This window comes from Vibrio sp. (assembly GCF_048266485.1).
Classification (GTDB): domain Bacteria; phylum Pseudomonadota; class Gammaproteobacteria; order Enterobacterales; family Vibrionaceae; genus Vibrio.
Genome location: NZ_JBLWZK010000004.1, coordinates 41,628 through 67,400, shown reverse-complemented (window position 1 = coordinate 67,400; position 25,773 = coordinate 41,628). Strand labels below are relative to the sequence as shown.

Genomic DNA, 25,773 nt, shown 5'->3' with positions numbered 1-25,773 from the left:
TTAGTGATAAAGACTGCATATATAATATCAATCAAAATATACCAACCAATAACCCGATAAAATTCAGTAGATAATAAATCTAACAATGAGAGGTTAATCTCATTTTGGGTTCTTAAGTGGCAGGGATAGACATAAAAAAACGCAGCCTCTAATCAAATAAAGACTGCGCTTTCTAGAAGAGTTTATCGCAACAAGCTTGCAGCAAGTGTTTCGCCACAAATTAACATCAGTTGATCTCTCATCCAGATGTGACCTTTATCTTTCTCACTCGATTCATGCCAACTTAAGTAACCCGCCACTTTATTATCGGCGTATGGGTAAGCCATGACTTTATAGTTTGCGCGGTTAGGCATTGAATCAACCAACCAACGAGGAACGACTGTTACTAATTCAGATTGACCAACTACGTACAAGATATTACTTAAACTTGTACCATGATAAGACGCTTGGAATGCAAAATCACCAGTATAAACTCGCTCATAGAAACTACGCACACCGTTTACTTTCGATAGCGTTGCATGTTTTTCTGTCATGAACTCGGCTTGGCTAATTTGAGAGCCAATACGTGGGTGATTTGCAGCAGTCACCACGACTAACTCGTCACTAAAGATTTCAGTACTTGAGTAACCCGGCTGCTCAAAACGCGCATAATCAATCACGAAATCCACTTCTTGGTAACGAAGCTTTTCAGGTAAGTGACGATCAAAATCAGCATCAAGACTTAATTGAATGCTTGGCGATTTTTCAGCAATACCACGCATGATTCTTGGTGCAAAACGTAAATCTAAAGGGCTACAAACCGCTAATTTAAATACTTGTTCTGATGTTTCAGGAACAAAAATAGAGTTCGGCAATTCATTACGTATTAATTGTAATGCTTGACGAAGCGGGCCAAACAATTGACGAGCGCGTTGAGTCGGTTGAATACCACGACCATGACGTATGAACAATTCATCATTAAACATTACTTTCAAACGAGCAACCGCATTACTTACTGCAGGTTGTGACATACCTAAATACTGCGCCGCACGAGTAATATTTTGCTCTTGCATTACTGCATCAAAAACGGTCAATAAATTAAGATCTATGCCACGTAAAGTGGCTTCTGTTCTAAAGTTAAGGGCAATATTTTTTGGTTCAGTAGAAAGCGTCATGTTGTGTTGCACCTCTTTTAGTTGTAGGTCAATCACACATAACGACCGTGATTATCAACTACAAAAAGATATCGAATAATGATTGTATTTGCCCCGCCAATATGTCGGGTTGCATTTACTATTCACCAAGCCAATATCAGAAGCAACTGTATTGATATTAAATTATTTTTATTTACAAAAAATCACTGAAAACACCAATATTTCAAAAGGTTAAACAAAATATATAAATTAATCTAAAAACCATTTAGCGACTAAATTGATGATGTAAAAGTTGTTTACTCATTAATCAAAGCATAATGCGGAAAATCGACTTGATCCCATAAGTGACTCCACAAGGGGGCGATATTTTCCCATTCACCTTGCACGACCCAACCGGCAATTGATTCAGCAACATTGGGATAAATTACTCGCTCCGCTGGCTCCTCATCCAACCAAGTTCTCACGATACTAGGATCAAGCCATTGCATTGAACTGGCTAAACCTAAAGATTCAAGTGTCGCCACATTACTCATTTGTTCAAATTGCCCATCTAATGGTTTTAACAATAGCTTTTTACCCAGCGTTAACGCTTCTGAAGGCAACTCAAAACCGCCATTGGCAATTACGCCATGACAAGCATGTAAATCTCTTTGGAAGTTTTGGTATGACAAAGGCATAAAGGTCAGGTGATCTTGTTGGCTCACTTCTTTAACTTCTGGGTGATAACAGATGAAATGGCGATTGGAGAAGCGCAGCAAAAGGTCACTAATAGCGGGTAGAGCCTCGAAAGGTAAATAAACCAGAATGAAGTCATGCTTCTGGTTATCAATTTGCGTTGATGTATGAACTATCGGCGGCAAAATAGGTTGCTGAAAATGATACCAATGCAAACCTAAATGATGTTGAGTTGGAGCAAAATGTTGTATCAAGGTTTGATCAAGCCAACTCGCGCCCTTCTTTGGCACCGAATAGCGAAAGGCATTTTGATGACTAATCCCAATACTCGGCACATTTTGCTTTTTGGCCGCCCACGCAGTAATCGGTTCAAAATCATTGAGCACCACATCATAACCCTCCAAGTCCATATCGGAGACTTCTTTCCATAACTGACTAGGGTTGGTATTCAAAGCGGTTTTCATATGGCTGACTTTTCCCTTTTCAGTAGTAAATGTCAGTCCTCGTCGAGTTTGATACCCCCCAAAATCTTCCATCGAGAAATAGCCTTTGTCATCTCGCCCTGAAAATAAGAAATCAACCGAAACATCCGATTGTTTAGATAAAGCTGACGCCATTGCCCGTGCTCGAGCGATATGACCATTTCCGGTACCTTGCACACCATATAAGATCTTCATTGTTTTTATCCACCAGCCAACATATTAATTGCCGCAAGAGCACAACTGATTCCCAAAGCCGCGCCTAATACAATATCCGTCAAAAAATGCACCCCTAACAAAATGCGAGAAAATCCTATCAAACCAGCCCAAATAAAAGGCAACAAACCAAATTCTGGATAGTAGTTTTGTAATAGTACTGCCATTAAGAAAGCGGCAGCCGTGTGACCGGAAGGCAAGCTGTATTGATCTGACGGAGTAATAAAAGACGTTAACAAATCAGATATTTGTGCTGGCCTGCGACGTTTAAAACCATTTTTTGCTAACCAATAGATCGGCAGTTCTAATAAAAATGCTAATAATCCTGCCAGTAAAAAGTATTGACCCGATCTTGGTTCAAACCACCAAGTTAATAGCCCCATGACTGCATATAAATGCCCATCACCAGTATGAGAGATTGCTTTGCTAATACGAGCAACTGGCAAATTAAAACGGTGTTGTAAGCAAAATAAAGAAAATGCTAAATCAAAGCGTGCTATCGGCTGTATAGTTTTCATCATATGCTCCTTGTTCAATGCTTAATCAGCACTACACCGTCTAAGTTAAGGGAGATAAATGACAAAAAAGTGACGATATTTTGTTCTTATGATGAAAACGTATTGCGGCATATAAATTGGCAAATGAGAGACCATTAAGTTATTTGGATATTTTTTCATCCAAAAGGTTGACGTATCCCCCTTGAGTGCGGTACTAATTGAATCAGTTTTTACGTGGTCGCAGACATTGCTAAGGTAACAAGCATGACTCAACAATTTTCAACTCTACTGAACCTCCTCCTCATCGTGACTCAATCGCGCGGGTAGGCAGTGGACGAAAAACCACATACGATTTCAAACAAGCCCGCATCCAGATGCGGGCTTTTTTATTCACAAATACTCAACGAATAAACCGCATTGGATAGCAAAGCATTAATCACAAGGAAGGTAACATGAACGATCAAGTCATTATATTCGACACCACACTACGCGATGGCGAACAAGCACTTTCAGCGAGCCTAACCGTAAAAGAGAAACTACAGATCGCTTATGCCCTAGAACGTTTAGGCGTTGATGTTATCGAAGCTGGCTTTCCAGTCTCTTCACCCGGTGATTTTGAATCCGTTCAAACCATCGCGAAACAAATCAAAAACAGCCGTATTTGTGCTCTATCCCGCGCCGTAGAAAAAGACATTGATGTTGCCGCAGAAGCATTAAAAGTAGCGGAAGCCTTCCGTATTCATACCTTTATCTCCACTTCCACTATCCACGTACAAGATAAACTTCGCCGCAGTTATGATGACGTCGTAGAAATGGGCGTTAATGCCGTTAAACGTGCACGTAAATATACCGATGATGTGGAATTTTCTTGTGAAGATGCTGGCCGTACACCAATTGATAACCTATGCCGCATTGTTGAAGCAGCTATCGATGCAGGTGCAACTACCGTCAATATTCCAGACACCGTTGGTTATACCCTACCGAGTGAGTTTGGTGGCATCATCGAAACGCTATTTAATCGCGTACCAAACATTGATAAAGCGGTCATTTCAGTACACTGCCATGATGACCTAGGTATGTCGGTTGCCACTTCCATGGCCGCAGTACAAGCTGGTGCTCGCCAAGTAGAGGGCACGATTAATGGTATTGGTGAACGAGCTGGTAACTGTGCATTAGAAGAAATCGCCATGATCATCCGCACTCGCGCGGAATTGCTAGGTGTTCATACTGGTCTTAAATACGACGAAATTCACCGCACCAGTAAACTTGTCAGCCAATTGTGTAACATGCCTATTCAATCGAACAAAGCGATTGTTGGTACTAACGCGTTTAGTCACTCATCGGGTATTCACCAAGACGGCATGTTGAAGAATAAGAATACCTACGAAATCATGACACCAGAGACTATTGGCCTTAAAAATCAAGCCTTAAATCTAACCAGCCGATCAGGTCGCGCAGCGGTTAAGAGTCATATGGAAACCATGGGTTACAGTGATGATGACTACAACCTAAACACTTTATATGAAGACTTTTTGAAGCTAGCTGACCGAAAAGGCCAAGTATTTGATTATGATTTAGAGTCATTAATGCACTTTGCTAACTTGCGTGAAGAAGATGATTTCTTTAAGTTAAATTACCTAAGCGTGCAATCAGGTAGCGTAATGGCAACCACCAGTATTAAATTGCAATGTGGCGAAGAAGAAAAATGCGAAGCGGCGGTCGGTAATGGCCCAGTAGATGCGCTTTATCAATGCATCTACAAACTAACTGGTTATGAAATCGTATTAGATAAATTCGACCTGACCGCCAAAGGTGAAGGTGAAGATGGCCTAGGTCAAGCAGATATCATCGCCAATTACAAAGGACGTAAATATCACGGCACCGGGCTTGCAACTGATATCGTTGAGGCTTCAGGCCAAGCGCTATTACATGTTATTAATAGCATTCAGCGTGCTGACAAAATTGCAGAGATCAAGCAATCAAAAAGAATTGAAACGGTTTAACAAAATATAAGTTTAATCAGACGAGAAACCAGATAAGTCGCTGGGTAATACATTATTCAGCGAACAATAAAATTAAGTATTACATATTTAAAGGAAAAGAGAACCATGGCAGGTACATATAAAATTGCTGTTTTACCCGGAGATGGCATTGGTCCAGAGGTCATGCAACAAGCGCAAAAAGTGCTAGATGCAATTGAAAAAAAGCATGATATTTCATTTGAGCGCCAAGAATTTGATGTCGGCGGGATTGCGATTGATAACCATGGCACGCCTCTACCAAAAGCAACCATCAAAGGCTGTGAAGATGCCGATGCCGTATTATTTGGCTCGGTAGGTGGCCCTAAATGGGAACATCTTCCACCAAATGAACAACCTGAACGTGGTGCTTTACTTCCGCTACGTAAGCACTTCCAACTTTTCTGTAACCTGCGCCCTGCGCAAATTCATACTGGTTTAGAAAACTTCTCACCATTGCGTGCTGATATTTCAGATCGCGGATTTGATATCGTGGTGGTTCGAGAATTAACAGGTGGTATTTACTTCGGTCAACCGAAAGGTCGTGAAGGTGAAGGTCCACAAGAAAAAGCCTTTGATACTGAGGTTTATCATCGTTATGAAATTGAGCGCATTGCCAAAATTGCTTTTGAATCAGCACGTCTACGTGACAAAAAAGTCTGCTCAGTAGATAAAGCAAACGTCCTACAAAGCTCAATTTTATGGCGTGAAGTGGTTGAGGAAACCGCTAAAGGCTACCCTGATGTCGAGCTATCGCACATCTACATCGATAACGCCACTATGCAGTTGATCAAAGATCCATCTCAGTTTGACGTGATGCTTTGCTCAAATATTTTCGGCGATATTATTTCTGATGAATGCGCCATGATCACTGGCTCAATGGGCATGTTGCCATCCGCTAGCTTAAATGAAAGCAAGTTTGGTCTGTATGAACCTGCCGGTGGTAGTGCGCCAGATATTGCGGGTAAGAATATCGCTAACCCAGTAGCACAAATTCTATCAGCAGCACTAATGCTTCGTTACAGTTTAAATGAAGAGCAAGCAGCCCAAGATATCGAACAAGCAGTATCAAAAGCACTAGCAGCCGGAGAGCTGACTGCCGATCTTGCTGATAAAAACCCCGCCCTTTCGACTTCAGAAATGGGTGACAAGATTGCGCAATACATTCAGTCATTATAATTAATTTGAGCAGGTAGCTAGCAATGTCAAACTCAACATCAAAAACATTATATGAAAAAGTCTATGATGCTCACGTAGTCGTAGCCGCTCAAGGTGAAAACCCGATTTTATATATCGACCGTCATTTGGTACACGAAGTGACTTCACCTCAAGCGTTTGATGGCTTACGCGAAAAAGGCCGCAAGGTACGCCAAGTCAGCAAAACCTTTGCCACGATGGATCACAACGTTTCAACTACCACCAAAGATATTAATGCCTCTGGTGAAATGGCGCGCATTCAAATGCAAACCTTGATGAAAAACTGCTTAGATTTCGGCGTCACGCTGTACGATCTAAACCATAAATATCAAGGTATCGTGCATGTAATGGGGCCTGAGCTTGGCATTACATTGCCGGGCATGACGATTGTTTGTGGTGATTCCCATACTGCCACTCATGGCGCATTTGGTTCATTAGCTTTCGGTATTGGTACTTCCGAAGTGGAACACGTACTTGCGACTCAAACGCTAAAACAAGCCAAAGCTAAGACCATGAAAATCGAAGTCAAAGGCAAAGTTGCCGAAGGCATTACCGCCAAAGACATCGTATTAGCAATCATCGGAAAAACAACCGCTGCTGGTGGAACCGGTTACGTCGTAGAATTTTGTGGTGAAGCCATTACCGACCTTTCAATGGAAGGCCGAATGACGGTTTGTAACATGGCAATTGAACTAGGCGCAAAAGCAGGTCTAATTGCACCAGATCAAACGACCTTCGATTACATCAAAGAGAAAAAGTTTGCTCCGAAAGGCGCCGATTTTGATGCAGCAGTAGAGTACTGGAAGACTCTAAAATCAGATGATGATGCTCAATTTGATGCAGTGGTCACTCTAGAAGCTTCAGAAATCAAACCACAAGTCACTTGGGGGACCAACCCAGGTCAAGTCATGTCAGTTGATGGTATTATTCCTAACCCTCAAGATTTCACGGATCCAGTCGAAAAAGCATCGGCGCAAAAAGCTCTGGCTTACATGGGGTTAGAAGCGGGTAAAAAACTGTCTGACTACACGGTAGACAAAGTGTTTGTTGGTTCTTGTACTAACTCACGTATTGAAGATATGCGCGCTGCGGCAGCCGTTGCTAAAGGCCGTAAAGTAGCCGCCAATGTTCAAGCGCTGATCGTTCCAGGTTCAGAGCAAGTTAAAGCTCAAGCAGAACAAGAAGGCTTAGATAAGATCTTTATTGAAGCAGGTTTTGAATGGCGTTTACCGGGCTGCTCGATGTGTCTTGCAATGAATAATGATCGCCTAGGTCCACAAGAGCGCTGCGCGTCTACCAGTAACCGTAATTTTGAAGGTCGCCAAGGACGAGATGGTCGTACCCATCTCGTTAGCCCAGCAATGGCAGCAGCGGCAGCGATTGCCGGTCACTTTGTCGATATCCGTTCACTAGAACAAGCATAAGGAGCACGCTATGTCTCAAGCCTCTAAACAGACAGGTTTTCAACAACATACTGGCCTAGTCGTGCCACTTGATATTGCTAATATTGATACTGATGCAATTATTCCTAAACAGTTTCTACAAAAAGTCACTCGTTTAGGCTTTGGTCAGCATTTATTCCATGACTGGCGCTTTTTAGATGATGCAGGCAAACAGCCTAATCCTGAGTTTGTAATGAACGCACCTCGCTATCAAGGTGCAAGTATTTTACTGGCCCGTGAAAACTTTGGCTGTGGTTCATCTCGTGAACATGCTCCTTGGGCACTTGCCGACTACGGCATTCAAGTGATGATCGCACCTAGTTTTGCTGATATTTTCTACGGCAACTCCATCAACAACCAAATGGTTCCGGTACGTTTAACTGAGAGTGAAGTCGATGAGTTATTCGAATTTGTTCATAACCACGAAGGCGCACAAATCACGGTAGATCTAGAAGCGATGACAGTGTCGGCTAACGGTAAGCAATATAGTTTTGAGATTGATAAATTCCGTCGCCATTGTTTACTTAATGGCTTAGATAATATCGGCTTAACGCTACAACATGCTGATAAAATCACTGAATTTGAAAATAGCATTCCTAACTTTTTAAAGTAGTCAGTTTTTGCCTAGTCTTCCTTTGAACTAGATAAAAACGCAAGCAAACTAGCCCAAATACTCAATAAGTATTTGGGCTTAATTATATTAAAACCTAATGTGAAATTTCCGAGTATCTCTACAGGTCTCTTTCTTTATTGATAATAATGACGAGATTGAAAAATGAATATTAAATACGTTTGGTTAATACTGCTAGCCAGTTTGAGTTTCTTTTCCCATGCAGCTCCCAAAGCCGAACTTTGGCCTTATTGGAATAAAAGCAATGCAGCTAGCTCACAAGTCATTAATCATAATGAATGGCAACGGGTATTAGATAATAATCTTATTCAACAAGGATCGAATACTTTGTTTGACTACGAACATATTAACTTAACCGATCGCCAAGCTTTGCTTCATTACCTCAATATGCTAACCAAGCTCGATCCGCGCCAATTTAATAAAAATGAGCAATTTGCTTATTGGATTAACTTATACAATGCAGCAACCGTTCAGCTTGTTTTAGACAACTACCCAATCGCTTCGATAACTAAACTCGGCGGCTTATTTTCGTTTGGCCCGTGGGATCAAGATATCCTCACCATTAATGGTCAAAAGTTAAGTTTAAATGATATCGAGCATCGAATCTTACGCCCAGTTTGGCAAGATAAACGCATCCACTACGCGGTCAATTGCGCCAGTTTAGGTTGCCCTAATTTATCAGCTAAAGCCTTCACTGCAGACAATACTCAGAGCTTACTCAAACAAGCTGAGTTAAACTTCATCAGCAGCTCGAAGGGTGTCAACATAACGGATGGTAAGCTTGAACTTTCTTCTATTTATGATTGGTATGCTGTAGATTTTGGCGGTGAGCAAGGCGTGTTGAAGTACTTATCTCGTTTTAAGCCAGAAATACAACAGACCAACAAAAAGCCCAGCTATCAATATAACTGGGCTCTCAATAAAAAGTAAGATTGGAACTGGACTGTATTAAAAGCCTTTATTCTTCTTGACTAAATCATAGGCAGATTGAATTTCTTGTGCTTTTTGTTTAGCTACTTCCATCATCTCTGGTGGTAAGCCTTTAGCAACTAACTTATCAGGGTGGTGCTCATTCATTAATTTACGGTGAGCACGCTTGATTGTCTTAGCATCAGCAGATTTATCTACCCCTAATAACTCATAGGCATCATCCAATTGCGAGGCGGTTGGTCCTTGTTGCCACTGGCCACCTGATTGCTGACCTTGATGTTGATAACCACCAAAGCCGCCACCTTGTTGAAAACGAAATGCGGCTTCTTGCATACGTAAACGCTGTTGCAAATATTGCGCGGTAAAGCCAAGTTCTGATGCCACAATTTGTAGGACATTTATCTCACTTGGATGCAGAGAGCCATCAGCAAAGGCGGCAGATATTTGTAATTCTAAAAAGAACTGTAACAAATCACGTCGACGTCCCGCAGAAAAGCGCACTTTACGTAATGTCTCTTCCAATGGAAAGTTCGATTCTTTTCCTTGGCGGAATGCTTCTTGGGCAATTTTTTTCTGCTCGCCAGTAAGGTTCATGCGATCCATCATCACAGAAGCTAATTGAATTTCTTCTTTGGTCACTTGACCTTTGGCTTTCGCGACATGCCCCATGACGGCATAAGCAGCTTGGAAAAATTCAGTTTGTCTTTCCGCTTGAGAAGGGCCAGATCCAAACGCTGATTGGAATCCTTGTTGGCGACGACGTGCCTTATCAAATTGATGACCAATTAAGCAACCAATGATTGCACCAGGAATATTCCCGATCATTGAGCCAAACAAAATACCTAGTAATTTACCTAACATATGTTGATTCCAAATCCCAAACTATGAATTTTTATTGTTAACTATTGTCTGTATAGTGTCGATTCTTGCAAGATTCTTATATGATATACCCAAGTAACTTCAAGATGCGAGTTTCGGCAAGAATAAAACAAGCTTTAGGCAAGGCAAATTGAATATGATCATAGTCATTCTATCTCTGTTCTATTTAACGCAGTATAAAGCTTGTTTTAACTTGCCCTTCGGGAGCTTCATCCAAGACTTTATGCAGTGTCAGATTGATTTGAAAGGTGTTTACATTCCTTCACCAATCTTTCTTGCCTAAAGGCTTGGATGATAGATCTGAATTCTGCATATTGAAGTCACTTGGGTATATAAAAATCTGTGTATATTTCGTCTTATTTCTGTAAATAACCTTTGTGTATACATGAGTATTATCAAAAACGACATTCACAACTAAATTTCACAGGACAACTTTATTTCATGCTACCAATTTCTCGCACTTTTCTTACCACTCTCATAAGTGCAGCCTTCCTACCAACTGCTTTCGCTGATGAAAGTAGTAGTGACAGTTTGCCCGAAACCGTTCCAGTAGATCAATGTATCGCACCAGAAGAAAACTCTGCAGATCCAGCTCAAGAAACTGTCAATATCGAAGCCGATAGTATTTATGCTGAAGGAAAAAATAAAGCAGTATATCAAGGCGATGTTATTGTTACCCAAGGCCATAAAAAAATCACTGCTGATAAAGTGACACTCAATCAAAGCGAAAGTTCTGTTGTTGCTGATGGTCATGTGACGATGAATGATGGGCAAATTAAATCTACATCCCATAAAGCCAAATCTGATTTTAAAGGCGAACGCATTGAGCTGCATGACACCAAGTATCAATTACTTTGCCAACCAGCTCGTGGTGAAGCCACCTACATATTAAAAGATGGCCAAAGTATCTACACCATGAAAGATGGCTCATTAACGACTTGTCCTGAAGGTAATAAATCATGGCGTGTTAAAGCCAGCAATATTGATATCGATAACGAAGAAGAAGAAGCCACCTTTTACAATACTCGCTTTGAGATCTTAGATTTCCCTGTCTTTTACTGGCCATACATTACCGTACCAATTGGTGACACACGTAAAACCGGTTTCCTTTATCCGTCGGGTGGTTATGATTCAAAAAATGGCTTAGAAATTAATGTTCCAATCTACTTCAACATTGCCCCACAATATGATTTGACCACTACCGTCAATTACATGCAAAAACGTGGGGTGCAGTTTGATAATGAATTTAGATACCTAACAGATGGGTTTGGTGCCGGTTCAATCGATTTTGAATATTTACACCATGATGATTTATACAGTGATAAAGGCTCTCGTTGGGGGCTAAACTTCTCTCACAATGGTATTTACAATCGTCATTGGAAGTTTTCCGTTGATTACTCTCGCGTGAGTGATAATGATTACTTTTCCGACCTTGATTCCAATATTGGTAACCGTGAAGATGGTCAATTATTGCAAGCTGGCGAAGTGTCATACCGTACCGACTATTCAGATACCACATTAAAAGTGCGTGACTTCCAAGTACTATCAAGCTCACAACCTTATCGCTTAATGCCACAACTACAATATGAGTACCATCGACCAGATGTACTGCCACATATTGATCTGGAGTGGAATAGCCATATTAGTCGCTTTGAGACCGATGACGATGACTTACCAGATGCCACTCGTATCCATTTAGAACCTGGCGTAGTGGTACCTTTCTATGCACCGTGGGGGAAATTAACTTCTGAAGCGAAATTGATGTATACCTATTATGATCAGGATTTAAAAAATGGAAGTTCCGCTAGTTCTGACTTAAAAGAAAACGCCAGTCGTACCGTGCCTGAATACCGCATGACAGGCACGCTATTTTTAGATAACAGTCAAAAATGGCTTGGGGGCTACACGCAAACACTTGAACCTCGATTGCAGTATTTGTACATACCTGAAGTTGATCAAGACGATATCTATCAAGGTTATGATACAACTCTTATGCAATTGGATTATTACGGTTTATTCCGTGATATGAAATACAGCAGTGTCGATTACATCGCCCCAGCCAACCAGCTTAGTTATGGTGCAACTTCTCGTTTCTACGATGAAAATTATAAAGAACGCTTCAATATCTCTTTAGGGCAAATCTATTACATCAATCCTGAAAATGGTGAAGCCAATTTATCTGCTTGGGCATTAGAAAATGAATGGAACATCAACGATAAATGGTTATTTAAAGGTGGTGTTCAGTACGATGGCGATGTATCTGAGTTACAACTGGCGAACAGCACTCTTGAGTACAAACTGCCATTTGGTGGCCACACTCAACTAAGTTATCGCTACATTGCTAAAAGTTATATTGAAGACAACGCTGGAAGTATTGGTAGTCAAAATAATATCGGAAAATACACTCGTGATGGCATCTCGCAAGCGGGCATTGTTAATAGCTTTACCGTCGCGAAACGTTGGAGCGTGCAGGCTAACTACTACCATGATCTAACTGAAGACTACATGTTAGAGAGTTTAGTCGGCGTCACTTATAACGATGATTGCTGGTTCTTAGGTTTGACATACTCTCGTCACCAAATGTCACCAGGAAATGTTTACCTTGATACGGTGTATCCTGAGCCTGGACCTGAATACGAATCAAAAGTTAGCTTAAACATTGGCATTAAAGGCTTAGGCCAAAGTGCTGGGGTAACCTACAGCGACGGTGGCAACTCACTTGGTTATGGTCGACCATTTAGCCTTGCTGACTAATGAACCGATAAGCCTGTCATGATAGTATGACAAGCTTACTCATTTACTGTACTTAATTTGTTGTACTTATTGGATATCAAAAATGAAGACATGGATTCCCACATTACTTGGAATAATGAGTCTGTTTACGGCCTCAACAGTACTGTCTGCCCCTCAACCTCTCAACCATGTGGTGGCAATAGTTAACAATGGTGTTATTTTACAAACGGATGTAGACACTGCGATAAAAACAGTACGAGCCAACGCACAAGATAAAAGCCAATCACTTCCTGATAGTGACACTCTACATGAACAGGTCCTTGAAAAATTAGTTTTAGATGAAATTCAATTACAAGAAGCTAAACGTATGGGCATTCAAATTGATGACCAACGTCTAGATCAAGCGATTGAGGGTATTGCTAAAGATAACAATCAGAGCTTGGAACAATTAAGAGCTTCGCTACAACAACAAGGCATCACTTACCCAGTATTTCGTGAGCAAATTCGTAAAGAAATAGCCATCAGTGAAGCTCGTAATGCTCAAGTTCGTCGTCGAGTGAATATTTCACCCTCTGAAGTTGATACTCTGGCATCGATGATGGCTGAACAAACCACACAACGTGTTGAATATAAAGTTTCTCAAATTCAGCTGCGCTTTGGTGATGATAAAGAAGCAACAGAACAACAAGCTAATGAATTAATTGAACGATTAAATCAAGGTGAAGACTTTTCGACTCTCGCCTATACCTATTCGAAAGGCCCAAAAGCTCTACAAGGTGGTGATTGGGGATGGATGCGTAAAGAAGAAATGCCGACCATCTTTGCCGATGAAATTACGACTCAAGGTAAAGGCGCAATCATTGGCCCATTCCGCAGTGGTGTTGGCTTTCACATTATGAAAATTGACGATGTAAAAGGCTTAAAAACGGTAGCAGTTACTGAAGTTAATGCTCAGCACATATTGATTAAACCCTCAATTATTTTAAGCGATGAAGGTGCAAAAAAAGAACTTAACCACCTGATTGATGAAATCCAATCTGGCAAGAGTACTTTTGGCGAATTGGCTCAACAATATAGCCAAGATACGGGTTCCGCGGTAGCTGATGGCATTTTAGGTTACCAAACACCAGATACTTACGTGCCTGAGTTTAAACATCAAGTCGAGACTTTACCAGTCAATCAGATCAGTGAGCCATTCAAAACGGTTCATGGTTGGCATATCGTAAAAGTACTTGACCGTCGCACTGTCGATCGCACGGAGTCAGCAATGAAAAACCGCGCTTATCAAATTTTATTCAAACGTAAATTCAATGAAGAAGCTGGCGCATGGCTACAAGAAATTCGCGCCAGCGCTTATGTTGAAATATTAGATCAACAAGATGGACAAGATAACCAATGATCATTCAACAAATGATAAATATTCGTCGTCTTGTGATCACTGCTGGTGAGCCAGCGGGTATTGGTCCCGATCTGGTCTTAGCATTATCTCAATATGATTGGCCACATCAATTAGTGATTTGCGCAGACAAACAAATGCTCATTGAGCGTGCCGAACAACTTGGCGTTGAAGTAGAACTCCTCGATTACGACTCTACACTACCCGCTCAAGTGCAAAAAAAAGGCCAATTATACGTTGAACATATTGCGGTTTCTCAACCGGTTGTATCAGGTCAACTCAATGAAGCTAATGGTCACTATGTCCTACAAACGTTAGAGCGTGCTTGCCAAGGTAGTATGACGGGTGAGTTTGATGCCATTGTAACCGGCCCCGTTCATAAAGGTGTAATCAATCGTGCTGGCGTTGCATTTAGCGGCCATACCGAATTCTTTGCCGAACGCTCTAACACACCATTAGTAGTGATGATGTTGGCGACCGAAGGATTACGAGTGGCGCTTGTAACTACCCATATTCCCTTAGCTTATGTTAGCCAGGAGGTGACCTCTGAACGCCTTGAAAGTATCATTCGAATTTTACATACCGATTTAGTCAATAAATTTGGTATTGAACAACCAAGCATCTATGTATGTGGACTTAATCCTCATGCAGGTGAAGATGGTTGTTTAGGGCATGAAGAAATTGAAACCATTACGCCTACATTAGAAAAAATGCGCCTACAAGATGGAATGAATTTAGTTGGCCCACTACCAGCAGATACCATCTTCAATCAAAAATATTTAGAAAAAGCCGATACTGTATTGGCAATGTACCATGATCAAGGATTACCCGTGCTAAAATACAAAGGCTTCGGTAATTCAGTCAATATTACATTGGGGTTACCTTTTATTCGTACCTCGGTTGATCATGGTACTGCACTGGATCTAGCTGGCACAGGGAATGCCGATATAGGCAGTTTTTTAACTGCAATCACCCATGCTTTACAACTGGTAGAAAGCTCAAAACAGCCAGAATCAAAGCAACAAGAGAGTAATCAATGAGTAATGATGTCCATCTAGGTCATAAAGCCCGTAAACGCTTTGGCCAAAACTTTTTAAATGATCCCTATATTATTGATGGTATTGTTTCTGCAATAAACCCACTGCCAGGACAAAACCTGGTTGAAATCGGCCCTGGCTTAGGTGCAATCACTGAACCGGTTGGTCGTGAAGTTGATAAATTAACGGTTATCGAACTTGACCGAGATCTGGCTGAGCGCTTAAGAAATCATCCAGAGTTATCTAGCAAATTAACCATTCATGAAGGCGATGCCATGCGCTTTGACTTCAATGAATTAGTGAAGCCAAATAATAAGCTGCGTATTTTCGGTAACTTGCCTTACAACATCTCAACCCCATTGATGTTCCACTTGTTTGAATTTCATAAAGACATTCAAGACATGCACTTTATGTTGCAAAAAGAAGTGGTTAACCGTCTGGCGGCAGGTCCAGGTTCAAAAGCTTACGGTCGTTTAACCGTGATGGCTCAGTACTTTTGTAAAGTCATGCCGGTGCTTGAAGTCCCACCAACTGCATTTATACCGCCACCGAAAGTGGATTCAGCGGTCGTACGATTGATGCCTTATGAAGTATTACCTCACCCAGCCACTAGCTTGAAATGGTTAGATCGCGTATGTCGCGAAGGTTTTAATCAACGCCGTAAAACAGTTAGAAACTGCTTTAAGAACTTAGTGTCAGCGGAAGAGTTAGAGCAACTTGATATAAACCCAAGTGTGCGTCCTGAGAACTTGACTTTAGTGCAGTTTGTTTCTCTAGCAAACCACCTTGATGCCAAAGATAAGTAACTGACTATACCCAAATGACCTGAGTATAAGCTTCAATTTTCACTAAATAATAAGAGCACAATAAAGTGCTCTTATTATTTAAAGCTCTAAGGATAGGAGACATTTGTGATTCAACAACAATCACCAAGCATTACTTGCCAAGTTCATACTCGTTATGTAGAAGAACAGTCTCAACCTGAAAAAAATCGCTATATCTTTGCTTATACCATTACCATTCGTAATCTCAGCCAGAAGCCTGTTCAACTAATCAGCCGGCGTTGGTTAATTACCGATGCTAACGGCAAACAGTTAACCATTGAAGGCGATGGTGTGGTCGGTGAGCAACCCGTGATTGAGCCGATGCAAGAGTATACTTATACCAGTGGTACCGCTTTAGAAACCCCACTCGGCGTAATGCAAGGGCATTATGTAATGCTCGATGAACAAAGTGAGCAATTTCTTGCTGAAGTCTCGCCATTTCGCATGGCTATTCCAAATATTTTAAATTAAGCGAGGTTTTGTGGCGACTTACATAGTTGGTGATATCCAAGGCTGCTTTGATGAATTACAAGCTCTATTAGAACAAGTCAATTTCAACTCACAAGTCGATCAACTATGGTTGGCTGGTGACTTAGTCGCTCGCGGTCCCAAGTCACTAGAAACATTACGCTTTGTCAAAAGCTTAGGCGATTCCGCAAAGTGCATCCTCGGCAACCATGACCTGCACCTACTGGCAGTGCATTTAGGTTACTTCAATGCTAAGCCTAAAGATAAAACATTCCCAATACTGCAAGCAACCGATCGCCAAGAATTAATCGACTGGCTACGCCAACAACCGTTAATGGCAGAACATGAAGACTTTGTCATGTGTCATGCAGGAGTAGCGCCTAGTTGGGATCTCGCAACGGCTAGACAATCGAGCCAAGAAATCAGTGACATTTTACAAAGCGATGATTGGGCTTGGTTAATCAAAAACATGTACGCCAATCAACCGACTCAATGGGATGATAATCTACAAGACATTGAGCGATATCGTTTTATTATCAATGCTTTCACTCGAATGCGCTTTTGCAATCCGCAAGGACAATTAGAGATGGAGTGCAAACTTCCTCCGGCGAAAGTCGACAATAGTAGTCTAGTACCTTGGTTTAAAGTCAGCGAACGTATTCCATTAAATAAAACCGTCATTTTTGGCCATTGGGCAGCGCTAATGGGCTGTCATGATGATGAAGCAAATGTGATAGGACTAGATACTGGTTGCGTGTGGGGAGAACATTTGTCTATGTTGCGCTGGGAAGATAAACAAATGTTTACTCAAGCCAGTCTACAATAATGCCCCCATTTATCGCGACTTACTGATCAAATTTAGCGCCAGAGCAATCAGTTTATGTAGATGTGGGATTTCTTCCATTAACTGAATACTCAACCACTCATCACCACGAAGGCCAGAGCATAGCCGACGAGCTTTTCATCCGATCATCAAATCTTTTCTAAACACTCAAAGCGCATGTTGTAGGCATTCTTATCATCTTTAAGATATTCTTCTTGTTCAACAATTTTCCAATTATCTCCCCAATCTGGAAATTGAGTATCACCATCAATATCCGCATCGATAAAGGTTAAGTAAAGACAATCGGCTTGAGGCAAACAGAAAGCATAGATAGTGCCGCCACCGATAATCATCAATTCATCAGCATCACCAGCGACTTGTTTGGCTTGCTCAACACTAGTTACAGTAGTAACACCTTCAATAAAGAGCGAAGCATCTCTTGAAATCACAATATTTAAACGTCCCGGCAGTGGTCGTCCAATCGATTCATAGGTCTTACGCCCCATTACGATTGGCTTTCCCATCGTGCAGCGTTTAAACCAAGCAAAGTCGGCGGGTAAGTGCCATGGCATTTGATTATCTTTACCGATAATACGATTATTTGCCATCGCAACAATCATGCTAATCTTCACATTTCGTCCTTTTTAAACAATGGATCGTCTTCGATAAAATAACAAACCTGGCATTGCAAGGCCAATTGCTAATCCAGCAATGATAAACATGGCTTGTAAAAAGTTATCGATCAAAATACTAAATAATTGTACATCATAGCCATTTTGGTTTATTTCAACTAGAGCGATCATCGCTTTAAATGCATAAACTCCCGGTACCATCGGAATCATAGCGGCAACAGTAAAGACTTTTGGGTGCGCTAAAAAACGATGTGACCAATGAACTCCAACCATACTTACTATCGTTGCTGCAAAAAATGTTGCCCATTCAATAGGTATATTATACGTCATCAGTACAAATCGAATTCCATGCCCAATCGCTCCTCCCAAAGCACAATATTTTAGAGCTCTAACCGGAACATTAAATACCAAAGCAAACCCCACGGCAGGAATCGCGGCAAGAGACATATCAGTAAGTAAAGCAATCAAAAAATCCATTATCTCACCCATACCCATGTCCCCGTTACTGTCATTGCAGCCACGATTCCTAAGCAGGTAGCAAAGGTCAATAAACTTGCCATGAAAAATCGAGCAATTCCCATGTTGATATAACCTTTCAACATATCCGCCACGGAATTAATCAAAGGAAAACCAGGCACTAGCATCAGAACTGAAGATGCCATGGCAGTAAATGGAGCATTACCTAATTGATGGATAACTGCTTGAGAAGAAATGACTGTGGTCACAAATGCCGTCACTGCAAAATTAACGAGTGGATTAAAATTACGATGACCCACTTCTTGCCGAACAAACATTCCACAACAGGATGCGATAAAGGTAATCGCACATATCATTACATCCCCACCCGCTAAACGAGCGAATGCAGCACAAGATAAGCCAATCATAAGTAGGACCAGCCAACGGTTATACCTAACGGGCTTAATTTGTTCGAGTTTATGGAGCGCTAATCGGTAATCAATAATTTTACGCTCTAGCATAATACAGATTTGCTGAACTTCTGTAACCACCTTCATATTGATGCCACGATCAGGACAACGGCGAGCAGTAGTAATACAATGTTCATTCATAACAGTGGTTACTACTAATGAACTTGCTGACATTGACACCTCAACATCCGTCATTCCACTTGCAAGGCCTAACCTACGAGTTAAGTCTCCGACTAAAGTGCTTTCAGCGCCATGTGCAAGCAGCATTTGGCCTGCTTGAATAATCATCCGAGTAATTATTCGTTGTTTTTCATCCATCATTATATTCTCATCAATCCATTGATAATTAGCCTGTGCTGAAAATAAGAATTTTCAGCTTATCTACATGCTTAAATTGTGCACTAAAACGCTCCTCAATAGCATGATTTAGGATAAAAAAAAGCTGTGATCCTTAAAGAATCACAGCTTATATATCTATCGATTATACAAATTAGTCACGAACGTAGATAACATGGCCATCATCTTCGTCATCATCCCAATCATCGTCATCCCACTCTTCGGTAATGACATCTTTACCGCTCATGGCATCTTTATGGTAATCATCCCACTTAAAGTCGACTTTCTCTTCTTCTTCAACCACTTGTTCTTCTTTAGGCAGTGTTTCCATAAACTCAGCTAATTGAAAAGCGAGTTCTTTGGTACCTAATTGATTAGAAGCAGAGATCTTAGCGTAATGGCCATCCCAACCCAATGCATCGATGATTTGTTGGATCTTTTCATCCACTTCCTCTTCTGGCAGAAGATCGACTTTGTTAAAGATCAACCAACGAGGTTTAGCTGCAACCTTTTCACTGTATTGCTCAAGCTCATCAATGATCGTCAGTGCATTTTCAATTGGATCTGAACCATCAATCGGCAGTAGATCAATCATATGCAATAGCACACGACAGCGCTCTAAGTGTTTTAGGAATCGAACACCAAGACCGGCACCATCCGCGGCACCTTCAATTAAACCAGGAATATCAGCAATCACAAAGCTACGTTCAGAGCCTGCTCTAACCACACCTAAACTCGGAATCAAGGTCGTAAATGGATAATCCGCCACTTTAGGCTTCGCCGCAGACACAGCACGAATGAAGGTGGATTTACCCGCATTTGGCAAACCCAGCATACCAACATCAGCAAGCAACAATAGCTCTAGACGCAACTCACGCACTTCACCTTTAGTGCCCATGGTCTTTTGACGCGGTGCACGGTTAACCGAAGATTTAAAACGTTGGTTACCTAAACCATGCCAACCGCCTTTCGCGATCATGATTTTTTGGCCATGTTCGGTTACTTCTGCTACCACTTCATTGGTATGGATATCAATTGCGCGAGTTCCAACTGGTACTTTGATAGTTTTATCTGCACCACGTTTACCCGTACAGTTACCACCACTACCATTTTTACCGCGTTCCGCTTTATGGAAACGTTCAAAACGGTAATCAACTAGTGTATTGAGGTTTTCGTCGGCTTGCATGTAAACATCACCGCCATCACCACCATCACCGCCGTCAGGACCGCCTTTTTCAACAAATTTTTCACGCCAGAAACTAACAACGCCATTACCGCCATCGCCAGCTTCTACTTTTATGGTTGATTCATCAACGAACTTCATTTGCTACTCCACCTGCATTATTGGCAAGTTATTATGAGTGTAGACCACAGACTGTAAATCCCAACTCTAGGGTCTAGGGTCTAGGGTCTAGGGTCTATGGTCTAGGGTCTAGGGTCTAGGGTCTAGGGTCTATTATATAACTTTGCTATAAATAAAAAACCCCGCCATAAAGGCAGGGCTTTGAATTCAATAGTAAACAGAAACTTATGCAGTTTCGATGCTTACAAACTTACGGTTCTTAGGACCTTTAACTTCAAATTTAACTTTACCTTCAGATAAAGCAAATAGAGTATGGTCTTTACCGATACCAACATTCGTTCCAGCGTGGAATTTAGTACCACGTTGACGAACAATGATGTTACCAGCTAGAACAGATTCACCACCAAAACGCTTAACACCTAGGCGTTTGCTTTCTGAGTCGCGACCGTTATTAGTAGAACCACCAGCTTTTTTATGTGCCATGTTAGCTTCTCCTTAGTTAAATTAAGCGCTGATGCCAGTAATTTTGACTTCAGTGAACCACTGACGGTGGCCCATTTGCTTACGAGAATGCTTACGACGACGGAACTTAACGATTTTTACTTTATCGCCACGACCGTGCTTAACTACTTCCGCAGTTACTTTACCGCCAGCAACCAGAGGTGCACCAATAGTGATTTCTTCACCATTAGCAACCATAAGAACTGAATCAAACTCAACGTTTGCGCCAGTTTCTACGTCCAATTTTTCTAAACGAAGAGTTTGACCTTCGCTTACACGGTGTTGTTTACCACCAGATTGGAAAACAGCGTACATATTTTACTCCGCTTTTTCCGCACAGCATCATGTTAGTTATTTTAAACATATCAGGTGTGCGCTTAAACTTGTCATCAATAGGGCGCAGATTCTACTTGAGAGCTTGGCCTTTGACAAGATAAATATTAAAAAAAATGGCGAAAAGATCATCGCCTGATTAAAGTGCGCTAATGATGCCGTTTACACTCGTGTTTATCAATGTTTTTTAGTGTAGAATCCATGATTATTTTTTAAATTTAGGCCTAGCACGCCCTATTCTCAGCTGGAAGAACAATGGATTTTAAAGCTATCCAGGCACTCACTGCCGACGACATGATAAAAGTGAATGAAACCATTCATGCACAATTGAATTCAGAAGTTAGCCTTATTAATCAACTCGGTTTCTACATTGTTAGTGGTGGAGGCAAACGCCTGCGCCCTCTTTTAGCGTTACTATCAGCCAAGGCTTTAGGTTATCAAGGGCAAGAACATATCACTGCTGCTGCGTTTGTAGAATTTATCCACACCGCCACATTACTACATGATGATGTAGTCGATGAATCGGATATGCGTCGTGGTAAAGAAACCGCTAATGCTGCCTTTGGTAATGCCGCTAGCGTTCTGGTCGGTGACTACATTTATACTCGCTCTTTCCAAATGATGACTAGCCTAGGATCTTTAAAGATCCTCAAGTTAATGAGTGATGCGGTAAACGTGATTGCCGAGGGTGAAGTTCAACAATTAATGAATTGCAACGATCCGAACACTACCGAAGAAAGCTACATGCAAGTGATCTATTCGAAAACAGCACGTCTATTTGAAGCCGCAACTCAAATTGGGGCTTTGTTAGTTGATGCGCCACAAGAAACCGAAGTCGCATTACAAAATTACGGTAAGTTCTTAGGCACCGCTTTCCAGTTAATTGATGATGTGATGGATTACACATCTGATGGTAAAGAAATGGGTAAAAACGTTGGCGATGATCTTGCAGAAGGCAAGCCTACCTTACCTCTACTGTATGCAATGCAAAACGGTACACCAGAACAAGCTTCTATGATCCGCGATGCAATTGAACGCTCGAATGGCATGGAAAAACTAGACGCTATTATGGCAGCTATGCATGAAACGGGTTCACTCGAATACACAACACAACGTGCAGAAGAAGAAGCCGATAAAGCCATTGCAGAACTGGCGATTATTCCAGAGTCAGACTACAAACAAGCTCTTGTTACTCTTGCGCACATGGCGGTTAGAAGGACAAAATAGATTTCCGAAGCTCGAACGCAAAGCTTCTCGTTCGCTTCGCTACTCGTTTATCGAAAATAAAAAAAGCTCGTCTCTTTTTCAAGAAACGAGCTTTCGAGAAAGGAGATTCGCCTACTTACTTCGCGAACTCTTCACCTAGAGCAATATCTGATTTCAATGTATCTAGCATGCTATCAAACGCTTGTTGTTCAAATGCACTTAGCTCACCAAAGCTTAGAATTTCTTCTACACCTTCTTTACCTAAACGAATAGGTTGCGCGAAGAAACGTGCATGCTCACCATCACCTTCGACGTAAGCACATTCTACAATGCCTTGCTCGCCGTTCAGTGCTTTCACTAAAGACACACCAAAACGGTAAGCTGCTTGTCCCATAGAAAGCGTTGCAGAACCACCGCCCGCTTTAGCTTCTACGACTTCTGTACCTGCGTTTTGAATACGCTTAGTTAAAGAAGCTAGCTCATCATCAGAGAATTTCACACCTTTTACTTGAGAAAGTAGAGGTAGGATCGTCACACCAGAATGACCACCGATAACCGGAACTTCTAAACCATCAAGTGAAACACCTTTCAATTCAGAAACAAAAGTTTCAGAACGAATCACATCGAGTGTAGTAATACCAAATAAGCGGTTCTTATTGTAAACACCCGCTTTTTTCAATACTTCAGCGGCAATTGGCACTGTTGTATTAACTGGGTTAGTAATAATACCAACACACGCAGTTGGGCAAGTATTAGCAATTTTTTCAGCGAGAGATTTAATAATCCCAGCATTGACATTGAAAAGATCCGAGCGATCCATACCTGGTTTACGAGCAACACCAGCAGAAATTAGTACCACGTCGGCACCTTCTAATGCTGGTGTTGGATCTTCACCAGCATAACCTTTGATCGAAACAGGTGTTGGGATGTGACTTAAATCAGCTGCAACCCCTGGTGTCACCGGAGCGATATCGTATAAAGCAAGATCTGATCCTGCAGGAAGTCCGTTTTTCAGCAATAAAGCAAGTGCTTGACCAATACCACCAGCAGCACCAATTACAGCTACTTTCATGAGCCTTTCTCCTTCGAAAATTTGATTATTTTTTACATTATTTAGGTCTGAGTTTAAGGAGTTGGAACGACACTCCCTAGAAATTTATAGGGCCTAATCTTAATACCTTCGAAAGTACAATAACTCGATTATAATTACAATTATTCAACATCAGCTTTGCGATATTGAACTCATCCCTTATAAAATCATATATAAATTCAATAACTAAAATTAAAAGCTAAAGCTCAATCCACCTAATTTTAACAATCCTGACGAGTAAAAAGTTAACATAATGGTCACAACCTTTTTTTAGCGAAAATTTGACCTAATCGTTTGGTGATCATTGACCATCTATGCGAAAATATTGAAATTATATGTACCACTAAAAGAACCCATTATGCGAAATAGTGACAAACAAGATAACTTAGTCCGCTCTTTTAAAGCTCTACTAAAAGAAGAATGTTTTGGCTCCCAAGGCGAAATTGTTGATGCACTGCGAGAAGAAGGCTTTGTCAATATCAACCAGTCAAAAGTCTCTCGAATGCTAACTAAGTTTGGTGCAGTAAGAACGCGTAATGCGAAAATGGAAATGGTGTATTGCTTACCGGCAGAGTTAGGGGTTCCTACCGCTTCAAGCTCTTTACGTGAACTCGTGCTTGATGTTGGTCATAACGATGCGTTGGTAGTGATTCATACCGGTCCGGGAGCGGCTCAGTTAATAGCTCGTTTGCTTGACTCTCTTGGCAAATCAGAAGGAATTCTTGGTGTTGTTGCAGGTGATGATACAATTTTCATTACGCCAACCTTAAACATTAGCACTAAGCAATTATTTGATTCTGTGTGCGAATTATTTGAATATGCAGGTTAAAATATAAAACCGTCCTCTCCCCCTAGGCGTTCTTTTGACTCTTTTCCCCACATGTCGTGAACGCCTTCTCATTTTTTATATAATCTTCAATAATTATCTATCTTTATAACCCCCACTCCCAGTATTTTTATTAACAATAAATCAACCTCTCACCTATTGTTGATATACAATGGCAAGGATCGCCATTTCTCATTTTATTGGCATAAAGGAATAAGCCATGACAACCTCCGCATCATACTTTCATTATTTTTTGTCTCGTGAGATCTATAAGATCTTACTGGTTTTCCTCTTGGTTGTTTCAACCACAACGGTAAAAGCAGAAAATAATAAAAGCTATATCACAATTGCTACTGGCGCGGTAACAGGAGTTTATTACCCTGCAGGTAGTTCTATCTGCAAGTTAATCAACAAAGGTCGTTTACAGCATAATATTCGCTGTTCAATCGAACCTTCCGCCGGCTCTGTCGATAATATTGATCAAGTGAGATTAGGTAAAAATGATTTAGGAATCACTCAATCAGATTGGCAGTACTTTGCTTACCAAGGTAGTAACGAATTTACCCCTAAAGCACCTTATTCCAACATGCGTGCCCTTTTCTCTTTACACAATGAACCTTTTAATCTCATCGTTCGCAAAGATTCAAACATTCAAAATGTCGCGGATTTAGCAAGTAAACGAGTCAATATAGGTAATAAAGGATCTGGCGATCGAGCGACTATGGATAGAATTATGCAACAATTTGGTTGGTCACCGAAAAGCTTCTCGCGGGCAACAGAATTTACCGGAGCGAGCCGAGCTCAAGCATTATGCGATAACCAAATTGATGCTTTTGTTTCAATTTTAGGTAATCCTAATGCCTCGATAAAAGAAGCGACTACTTCCTGTCAAGCCAAGCTCATTCCCGTAACAGGCCCTAAAATTGATAAATTAGTCGATGATGTACCTTATTACGCAGAGACTAGCATTCCTGCAAATCTCTATCCGAACAATGACAAAGACATCAAAACTTTCGGCACTCTATCCGTTGTGTTTACCGATAAACGCATGTCTGATGAACTTGCTTATAACATCACCAAGGCAGTATTTGAGAACCTTAATACTTTTAAGCGTTTGCACCCGGCTTTTGCAATGTTAAAGAAAGAAAATATGATTAAAGATGGAATCTCCGCGCCACTGCATCCGGGCGCGATTCGTTATTATAAAGAAGTCGGATTACTACCTTAGCGAATAAGCTAAAT

The 25,773-nt window shown here is 41.2% G+C and carries 25 protein-coding genes; 14 read left to right on the top strand and 11 right to left on the bottom strand.

Translation table 11 applies throughout. The features are described from left to right. Positions 1-182: 182 nt before the first annotated feature. From leuO to ACN0T8_RS07460, 3 genes are all read right to left on the bottom strand, one after another. Entirely contained in the window at positions 183-1,154 is a 972-nt protein-coding gene (leuO, locus tag ACN0T8_RS07470) for a transcriptional regulator LeuO (protein ID WP_417880007.1), read from the bottom strand. Positions 1,155-1,429: 275 nt separating this feature from the next. Continuing rightward, a complete protein-coding gene (locus ACN0T8_RS07465) occupies positions 1,430-2,485 on the bottom strand; it encodes an MJ1255/VC2487 family glycosyltransferase (protein ID WP_417880006.1) in 1,056 nt (351 codons plus the stop codon). Positions 2,486-2,490: 5 nt separating this feature from the next. Beyond that, the gene (locus ACN0T8_RS07460) at positions 2,491-3,021 is read right to left on the bottom strand and encodes a phosphatase PAP2 family protein (RefSeq protein ID WP_417880005.1); all 531 of its coding nucleotides are present in this window, start codon (positions 3,019-3,021) and stop codon (positions 2,491-2,493) included. Positions 3,022-3,452: 431 nt separating this feature from the next. Here ACN0T8_RS07460 and leuA point away from each other — a divergent pair, with 431 nt between their 5' ends. The 5 genes from leuA to ACN0T8_RS07435 all read left to right on the top strand — a co-directional run bounded on the left by leuA (position 3,453) and on the right by ACN0T8_RS07435 (position 9,218). After that, positions 3,453-5,003 carry a 2-isopropylmalate synthase gene (leuA, locus tag ACN0T8_RS07455; RefSeq protein ID WP_417880004.1) on the top strand — a complete coding sequence of 517 codons (1,551 nt, stop codon included), beginning with the start codon at positions 3,453-3,455 and terminating at the stop codon, positions 5,001-5,003. 105 nt (positions 5,004-5,108) lie between these two features. Next, positions 5,109-6,197 carry a 3-isopropylmalate dehydrogenase gene (gene leuB, locus ACN0T8_RS07450; protein WP_417880003.1) on the top strand — a complete coding sequence of 363 codons (1,089 nt, stop codon included), beginning with the start codon at positions 5,109-5,111 and terminating at the stop codon, positions 6,195-6,197. Positions 6,198-6,220: 23 nt separating this feature from the next. Then, on the top strand, positions 6,221-7,639 hold the full coding sequence (gene leuC / locus ACN0T8_RS07445; RefSeq protein WP_417880002.1) for a 3-isopropylmalate dehydratase large subunit: 1,419 nt from the start codon (positions 6,221-6,223) through the stop codon (positions 7,637-7,639). Between the two features lie 10 nt (positions 7,640-7,649). Beyond that, positions 7,650-8,270: a 3-isopropylmalate dehydratase small subunit gene (gene leuD / locus ACN0T8_RS07440; RefSeq protein ID WP_417880001.1), complete on the top strand. Its 621-nt coding sequence runs from the start codon at positions 7,650-7,652 to the stop codon at positions 8,268-8,270. Between the two features lie 168 nt (positions 8,271-8,438). Next, a complete protein-coding gene (locus ACN0T8_RS07435; protein WP_417880133.1) occupies positions 8,439-9,218 on the top strand; it encodes a DUF547 domain-containing protein in 780 nt (259 codons plus the stop codon). 18 nt (positions 9,219-9,236) lie between these two features. Here the strand turns inward: ACN0T8_RS07435 and djlA are convergent, their stop codons facing one another. Continuing rightward, complete coding sequence (gene djlA / locus ACN0T8_RS07430; protein ID WP_417880000.1) at positions 9,237-10,079, bottom strand: co-chaperone DjlA; 843 nt, start codon at positions 10,077-10,079, stop codon at positions 9,237-9,239. Positions 10,080-10,538: 459 nt separating this feature from the next. On the opposite strand from djlA, the gene lptD reads away from it, so the two are divergent. From lptD to ACN0T8_RS07400, 6 genes are all read left to right on the top strand, one after another. Continuing rightward, positions 10,539-12,851, top strand: a complete 2,313-nt coding sequence (lptD, locus tag ACN0T8_RS07425; RefSeq protein ID WP_417879999.1) for an LPS assembly protein LptD — start codon at positions 10,539-10,541, stop codon at positions 12,849-12,851. 82 nt (positions 12,852-12,933) lie between these two features. After that, entirely contained in the window at positions 12,934-14,229 is a 1,296-nt protein-coding gene (gene surA / locus ACN0T8_RS07420) for a peptidylprolyl isomerase SurA (protein ID WP_417879998.1), read from the top strand. A gap of 14 nt (positions 14,230-14,243) precedes the next feature. After that, positions 14,244-15,266 carry a 4-hydroxythreonine-4-phosphate dehydrogenase PdxA gene (pdxA, locus tag ACN0T8_RS07415; protein ID WP_417880132.1) on the top strand — a complete coding sequence of 341 codons (1,023 nt, stop codon included), beginning with the start codon at positions 14,244-14,246 and terminating at the stop codon, positions 15,264-15,266. Then, a complete protein-coding gene (gene rsmA / locus ACN0T8_RS07410) occupies positions 15,263-16,069 on the top strand; it encodes a 16S rRNA (adenine(1518)-N(6)/adenine(1519)-N(6))-dimethyltransferase RsmA (RefSeq protein WP_417879997.1) in 807 nt (268 codons plus the stop codon). Before pdxA ends, rsmA begins: the two co-directional genes overlap by 4 nt. Before the next feature lie 108 nt (positions 16,070-16,177). After that, positions 16,178-16,558, top strand: a complete 381-nt coding sequence (gene apaG, locus ACN0T8_RS07405; protein ID WP_417880131.1) for a Co2+/Mg2+ efflux protein ApaG — start codon at positions 16,178-16,180, stop codon at positions 16,556-16,558. 10 nt (positions 16,559-16,568) lie between these two features. Further along, positions 16,569-17,381, top strand: a complete 813-nt coding sequence (locus ACN0T8_RS07400) for a symmetrical bis(5'-nucleosyl)-tetraphosphatase (protein WP_417879996.1) — start codon at positions 16,569-16,571, stop codon at positions 17,379-17,381. Between the two features lie 146 nt (positions 17,382-17,527). Here the strand turns inward: ACN0T8_RS07400 and folA are convergent, their stop codons facing one another. From folA to rplU, 6 genes are all read right to left on the bottom strand, one after another. Continuing rightward, positions 17,528-18,010 carry a type 3 dihydrofolate reductase gene (gene folA / locus ACN0T8_RS07395; RefSeq protein ID WP_417879995.1) on the bottom strand — a complete coding sequence of 161 codons (483 nt, stop codon included), beginning with the start codon at positions 18,008-18,010 and terminating at the stop codon, positions 17,528-17,530. A gap of 12 nt (positions 18,011-18,022) precedes the next feature. After that, positions 18,023-18,505: a threonine/serine exporter family protein gene (locus tag ACN0T8_RS07390; protein ID WP_417879994.1), complete on the bottom strand. Its 483-nt coding sequence runs from the start codon at positions 18,503-18,505 to the stop codon at positions 18,023-18,025. Then, complete coding sequence (locus tag ACN0T8_RS07385; RefSeq protein ID WP_417880130.1) at positions 18,487-19,254, bottom strand: threonine/serine ThrE exporter family protein; 768 nt, start codon at positions 19,252-19,254, stop codon at positions 18,487-18,489. The genes ACN0T8_RS07390 and ACN0T8_RS07385 overlap by 19 nt, the downstream gene beginning before the upstream one ends. Positions 19,255-19,426: 172 nt before the next feature. Next, on the bottom strand, positions 19,427-20,596 hold the full coding sequence (gene cgtA, locus ACN0T8_RS07380; protein ID WP_417879993.1) for an Obg family GTPase CgtA: 1,170 nt from the start codon (positions 20,594-20,596) through the stop codon (positions 19,427-19,429). Between the two features lie 204 nt (positions 20,597-20,800). Continuing rightward, on the bottom strand, positions 20,801-21,058 hold the full coding sequence (rpmA, locus tag ACN0T8_RS07375) for a 50S ribosomal protein L27 (RefSeq protein ID WP_017026335.1): 258 nt from the start codon (positions 21,056-21,058) through the stop codon (positions 20,801-20,803). A gap of 21 nt (positions 21,059-21,079) precedes the next feature. Next, positions 21,080-21,391 carry a 50S ribosomal protein L21 gene (gene rplU, locus ACN0T8_RS07370; protein ID WP_089122172.1) on the bottom strand — a complete coding sequence of 104 codons (312 nt, stop codon included), beginning with the start codon at positions 21,389-21,391 and terminating at the stop codon, positions 21,080-21,082. A gap of 273 nt (positions 21,392-21,664) precedes the next feature. Between rplU and ispB the strand changes: the two genes are divergently transcribed. Continuing rightward, entirely contained in the window at positions 21,665-22,636 is a 972-nt protein-coding gene (gene ispB / locus ACN0T8_RS07365) for an octaprenyl diphosphate synthase (protein WP_417879992.1), read from the top strand. A 115-nt stretch (positions 22,637-22,751) separates the two neighbouring features. Here ispB and mdh read toward each other — a convergent pair whose 3' ends face one another. Next, positions 22,752-23,687 (bottom strand): malate dehydrogenase, encoded by a 936-nt coding sequence (mdh, locus tag ACN0T8_RS07360; protein WP_417879991.1) that lies wholly within the window; start codon positions 23,685-23,687, stop codon positions 22,752-22,754. Positions 23,688-24,063: 376 nt separating this feature from the next. On the opposite strand from mdh, the gene argR reads away from it, so the two are divergent. Beyond that, positions 24,064-24,534, top strand: coding sequence for a transcriptional regulator ArgR (argR, locus tag ACN0T8_RS07355; protein WP_144387537.1), 471 nt, complete (start codon positions 24,064-24,066; stop codon positions 24,532-24,534). Between the two features lie 217 nt (positions 24,535-24,751). Then, a complete protein-coding gene (locus tag ACN0T8_RS07350; protein WP_417879990.1) occupies positions 24,752-25,759 on the top strand; it encodes a TAXI family TRAP transporter solute-binding subunit in 1,008 nt (335 codons plus the stop codon). The last annotated feature ends 14 nt before the right edge of the window (positions 25,760-25,773 follow it).

What these genes read in the sequence shown, in the direction of transcription:
- leuO (WP_417880007.1), bottom strand. Translation starts at nt 1,154, where the DNA reads ATGACGCTTTCTACTGAACCAAAAAATATTGCCCTTAACTTTAGAACA.
- ACN0T8_RS07350 (WP_417879990.1), top strand. Translation starts at nt 24,752, where the DNA reads ATGACAACCTCCGCATCATACTTTCATTATTTTTTGTCTCGTGAGATC.
- leuC (WP_417880002.1), top strand. Translation starts at nt 6,221, where the DNA reads ATGTCAAACTCAACATCAAAAACATTATATGAAAAAGTCTATGATGCT.
- ACN0T8_RS07460 (WP_417880005.1), bottom strand. Translation starts at nt 3,021, where the DNA reads ATGAAAACTATACAGCCGATAGCACGCTTTGATTTAGCATTTTCTTTA.
- lptD (WP_417879999.1), top strand. Translation starts at nt 10,539, where the DNA reads ATGCTACCAATTTCTCGCACTTTTCTTACCACTCTCATAAGTGCAGCC.
- surA (WP_417879998.1), top strand. Translation starts at nt 12,934, where the DNA reads ATGAAGACATGGATTCCCACATTACTTGGAATAATGAGTCTGTTTACG.
- leuA (WP_417880004.1), top strand. Translation starts at nt 3,453, where the DNA reads ATGAACGATCAAGTCATTATATTCGACACCACACTACGCGATGGCGAA.
- ACN0T8_RS07465 (WP_417880006.1), bottom strand. Translation starts at nt 2,485, where the DNA reads ATGAAGATCTTATATGGTGTGCAAGGTACCGGAAATGGTCATATCGCT.
- rpmA (WP_017026335.1), bottom strand. Translation starts at nt 21,058, where the DNA reads ATGGCACATAAAAAAGCTGGTGGTTCTACTAATAACGGTCGCGACTCA.
- cgtA (WP_417879993.1), bottom strand. Translation starts at nt 20,596, where the DNA reads ATGAAGTTCGTTGATGAATCAACCATAAAAGTAGAAGCTGGCGATGGC.
- djlA (WP_417880000.1), bottom strand. Translation starts at nt 10,079, where the DNA reads ATGTTAGGTAAATTACTAGGTATTTTGTTTGGCTCAATGATCGGGAAT.
- mdh (WP_417879991.1), bottom strand. Translation starts at nt 23,687, where the DNA reads ATGAAAGTAGCTGTAATTGGTGCTGCTGGTGGTATTGGTCAAGCACTT.
- rsmA (WP_417879997.1), top strand. Translation starts at nt 15,263, where the DNA reads ATGAGTAATGATGTCCATCTAGGTCATAAAGCCCGTAAACGCTTTGGC.
- rplU (WP_089122172.1), bottom strand. Translation starts at nt 21,391, where the DNA reads ATGTACGCTGTTTTCCAATCTGGTGGTAAACAACACCGTGTAAGCGAA.
- leuB (WP_417880003.1), top strand. Translation starts at nt 5,109, where the DNA reads ATGGCAGGTACATATAAAATTGCTGTTTTACCCGGAGATGGCATTGGT.
- ispB (WP_417879992.1), top strand. Translation starts at nt 21,665, where the DNA reads ATGGATTTTAAAGCTATCCAGGCACTCACTGCCGACGACATGATAAAA.
- ACN0T8_RS07385 (WP_417880130.1), bottom strand. Translation starts at nt 19,254, where the DNA reads ATGGATGAAAAACAACGAATAATTACTCGGATGATTATTCAAGCAGGC.
- argR (WP_144387537.1), top strand. Translation starts at nt 24,064, where the DNA reads ATGCGAAATAGTGACAAACAAGATAACTTAGTCCGCTCTTTTAAAGCT.
- ACN0T8_RS07390 (WP_417879994.1), bottom strand. Translation starts at nt 18,505, where the DNA reads ATGGGTATGGGTGAGATAATGGATTTTTTGATTGCTTTACTTACTGAT.
- leuD (WP_417880001.1), top strand. Translation starts at nt 7,650, where the DNA reads ATGTCTCAAGCCTCTAAACAGACAGGTTTTCAACAACATACTGGCCTA.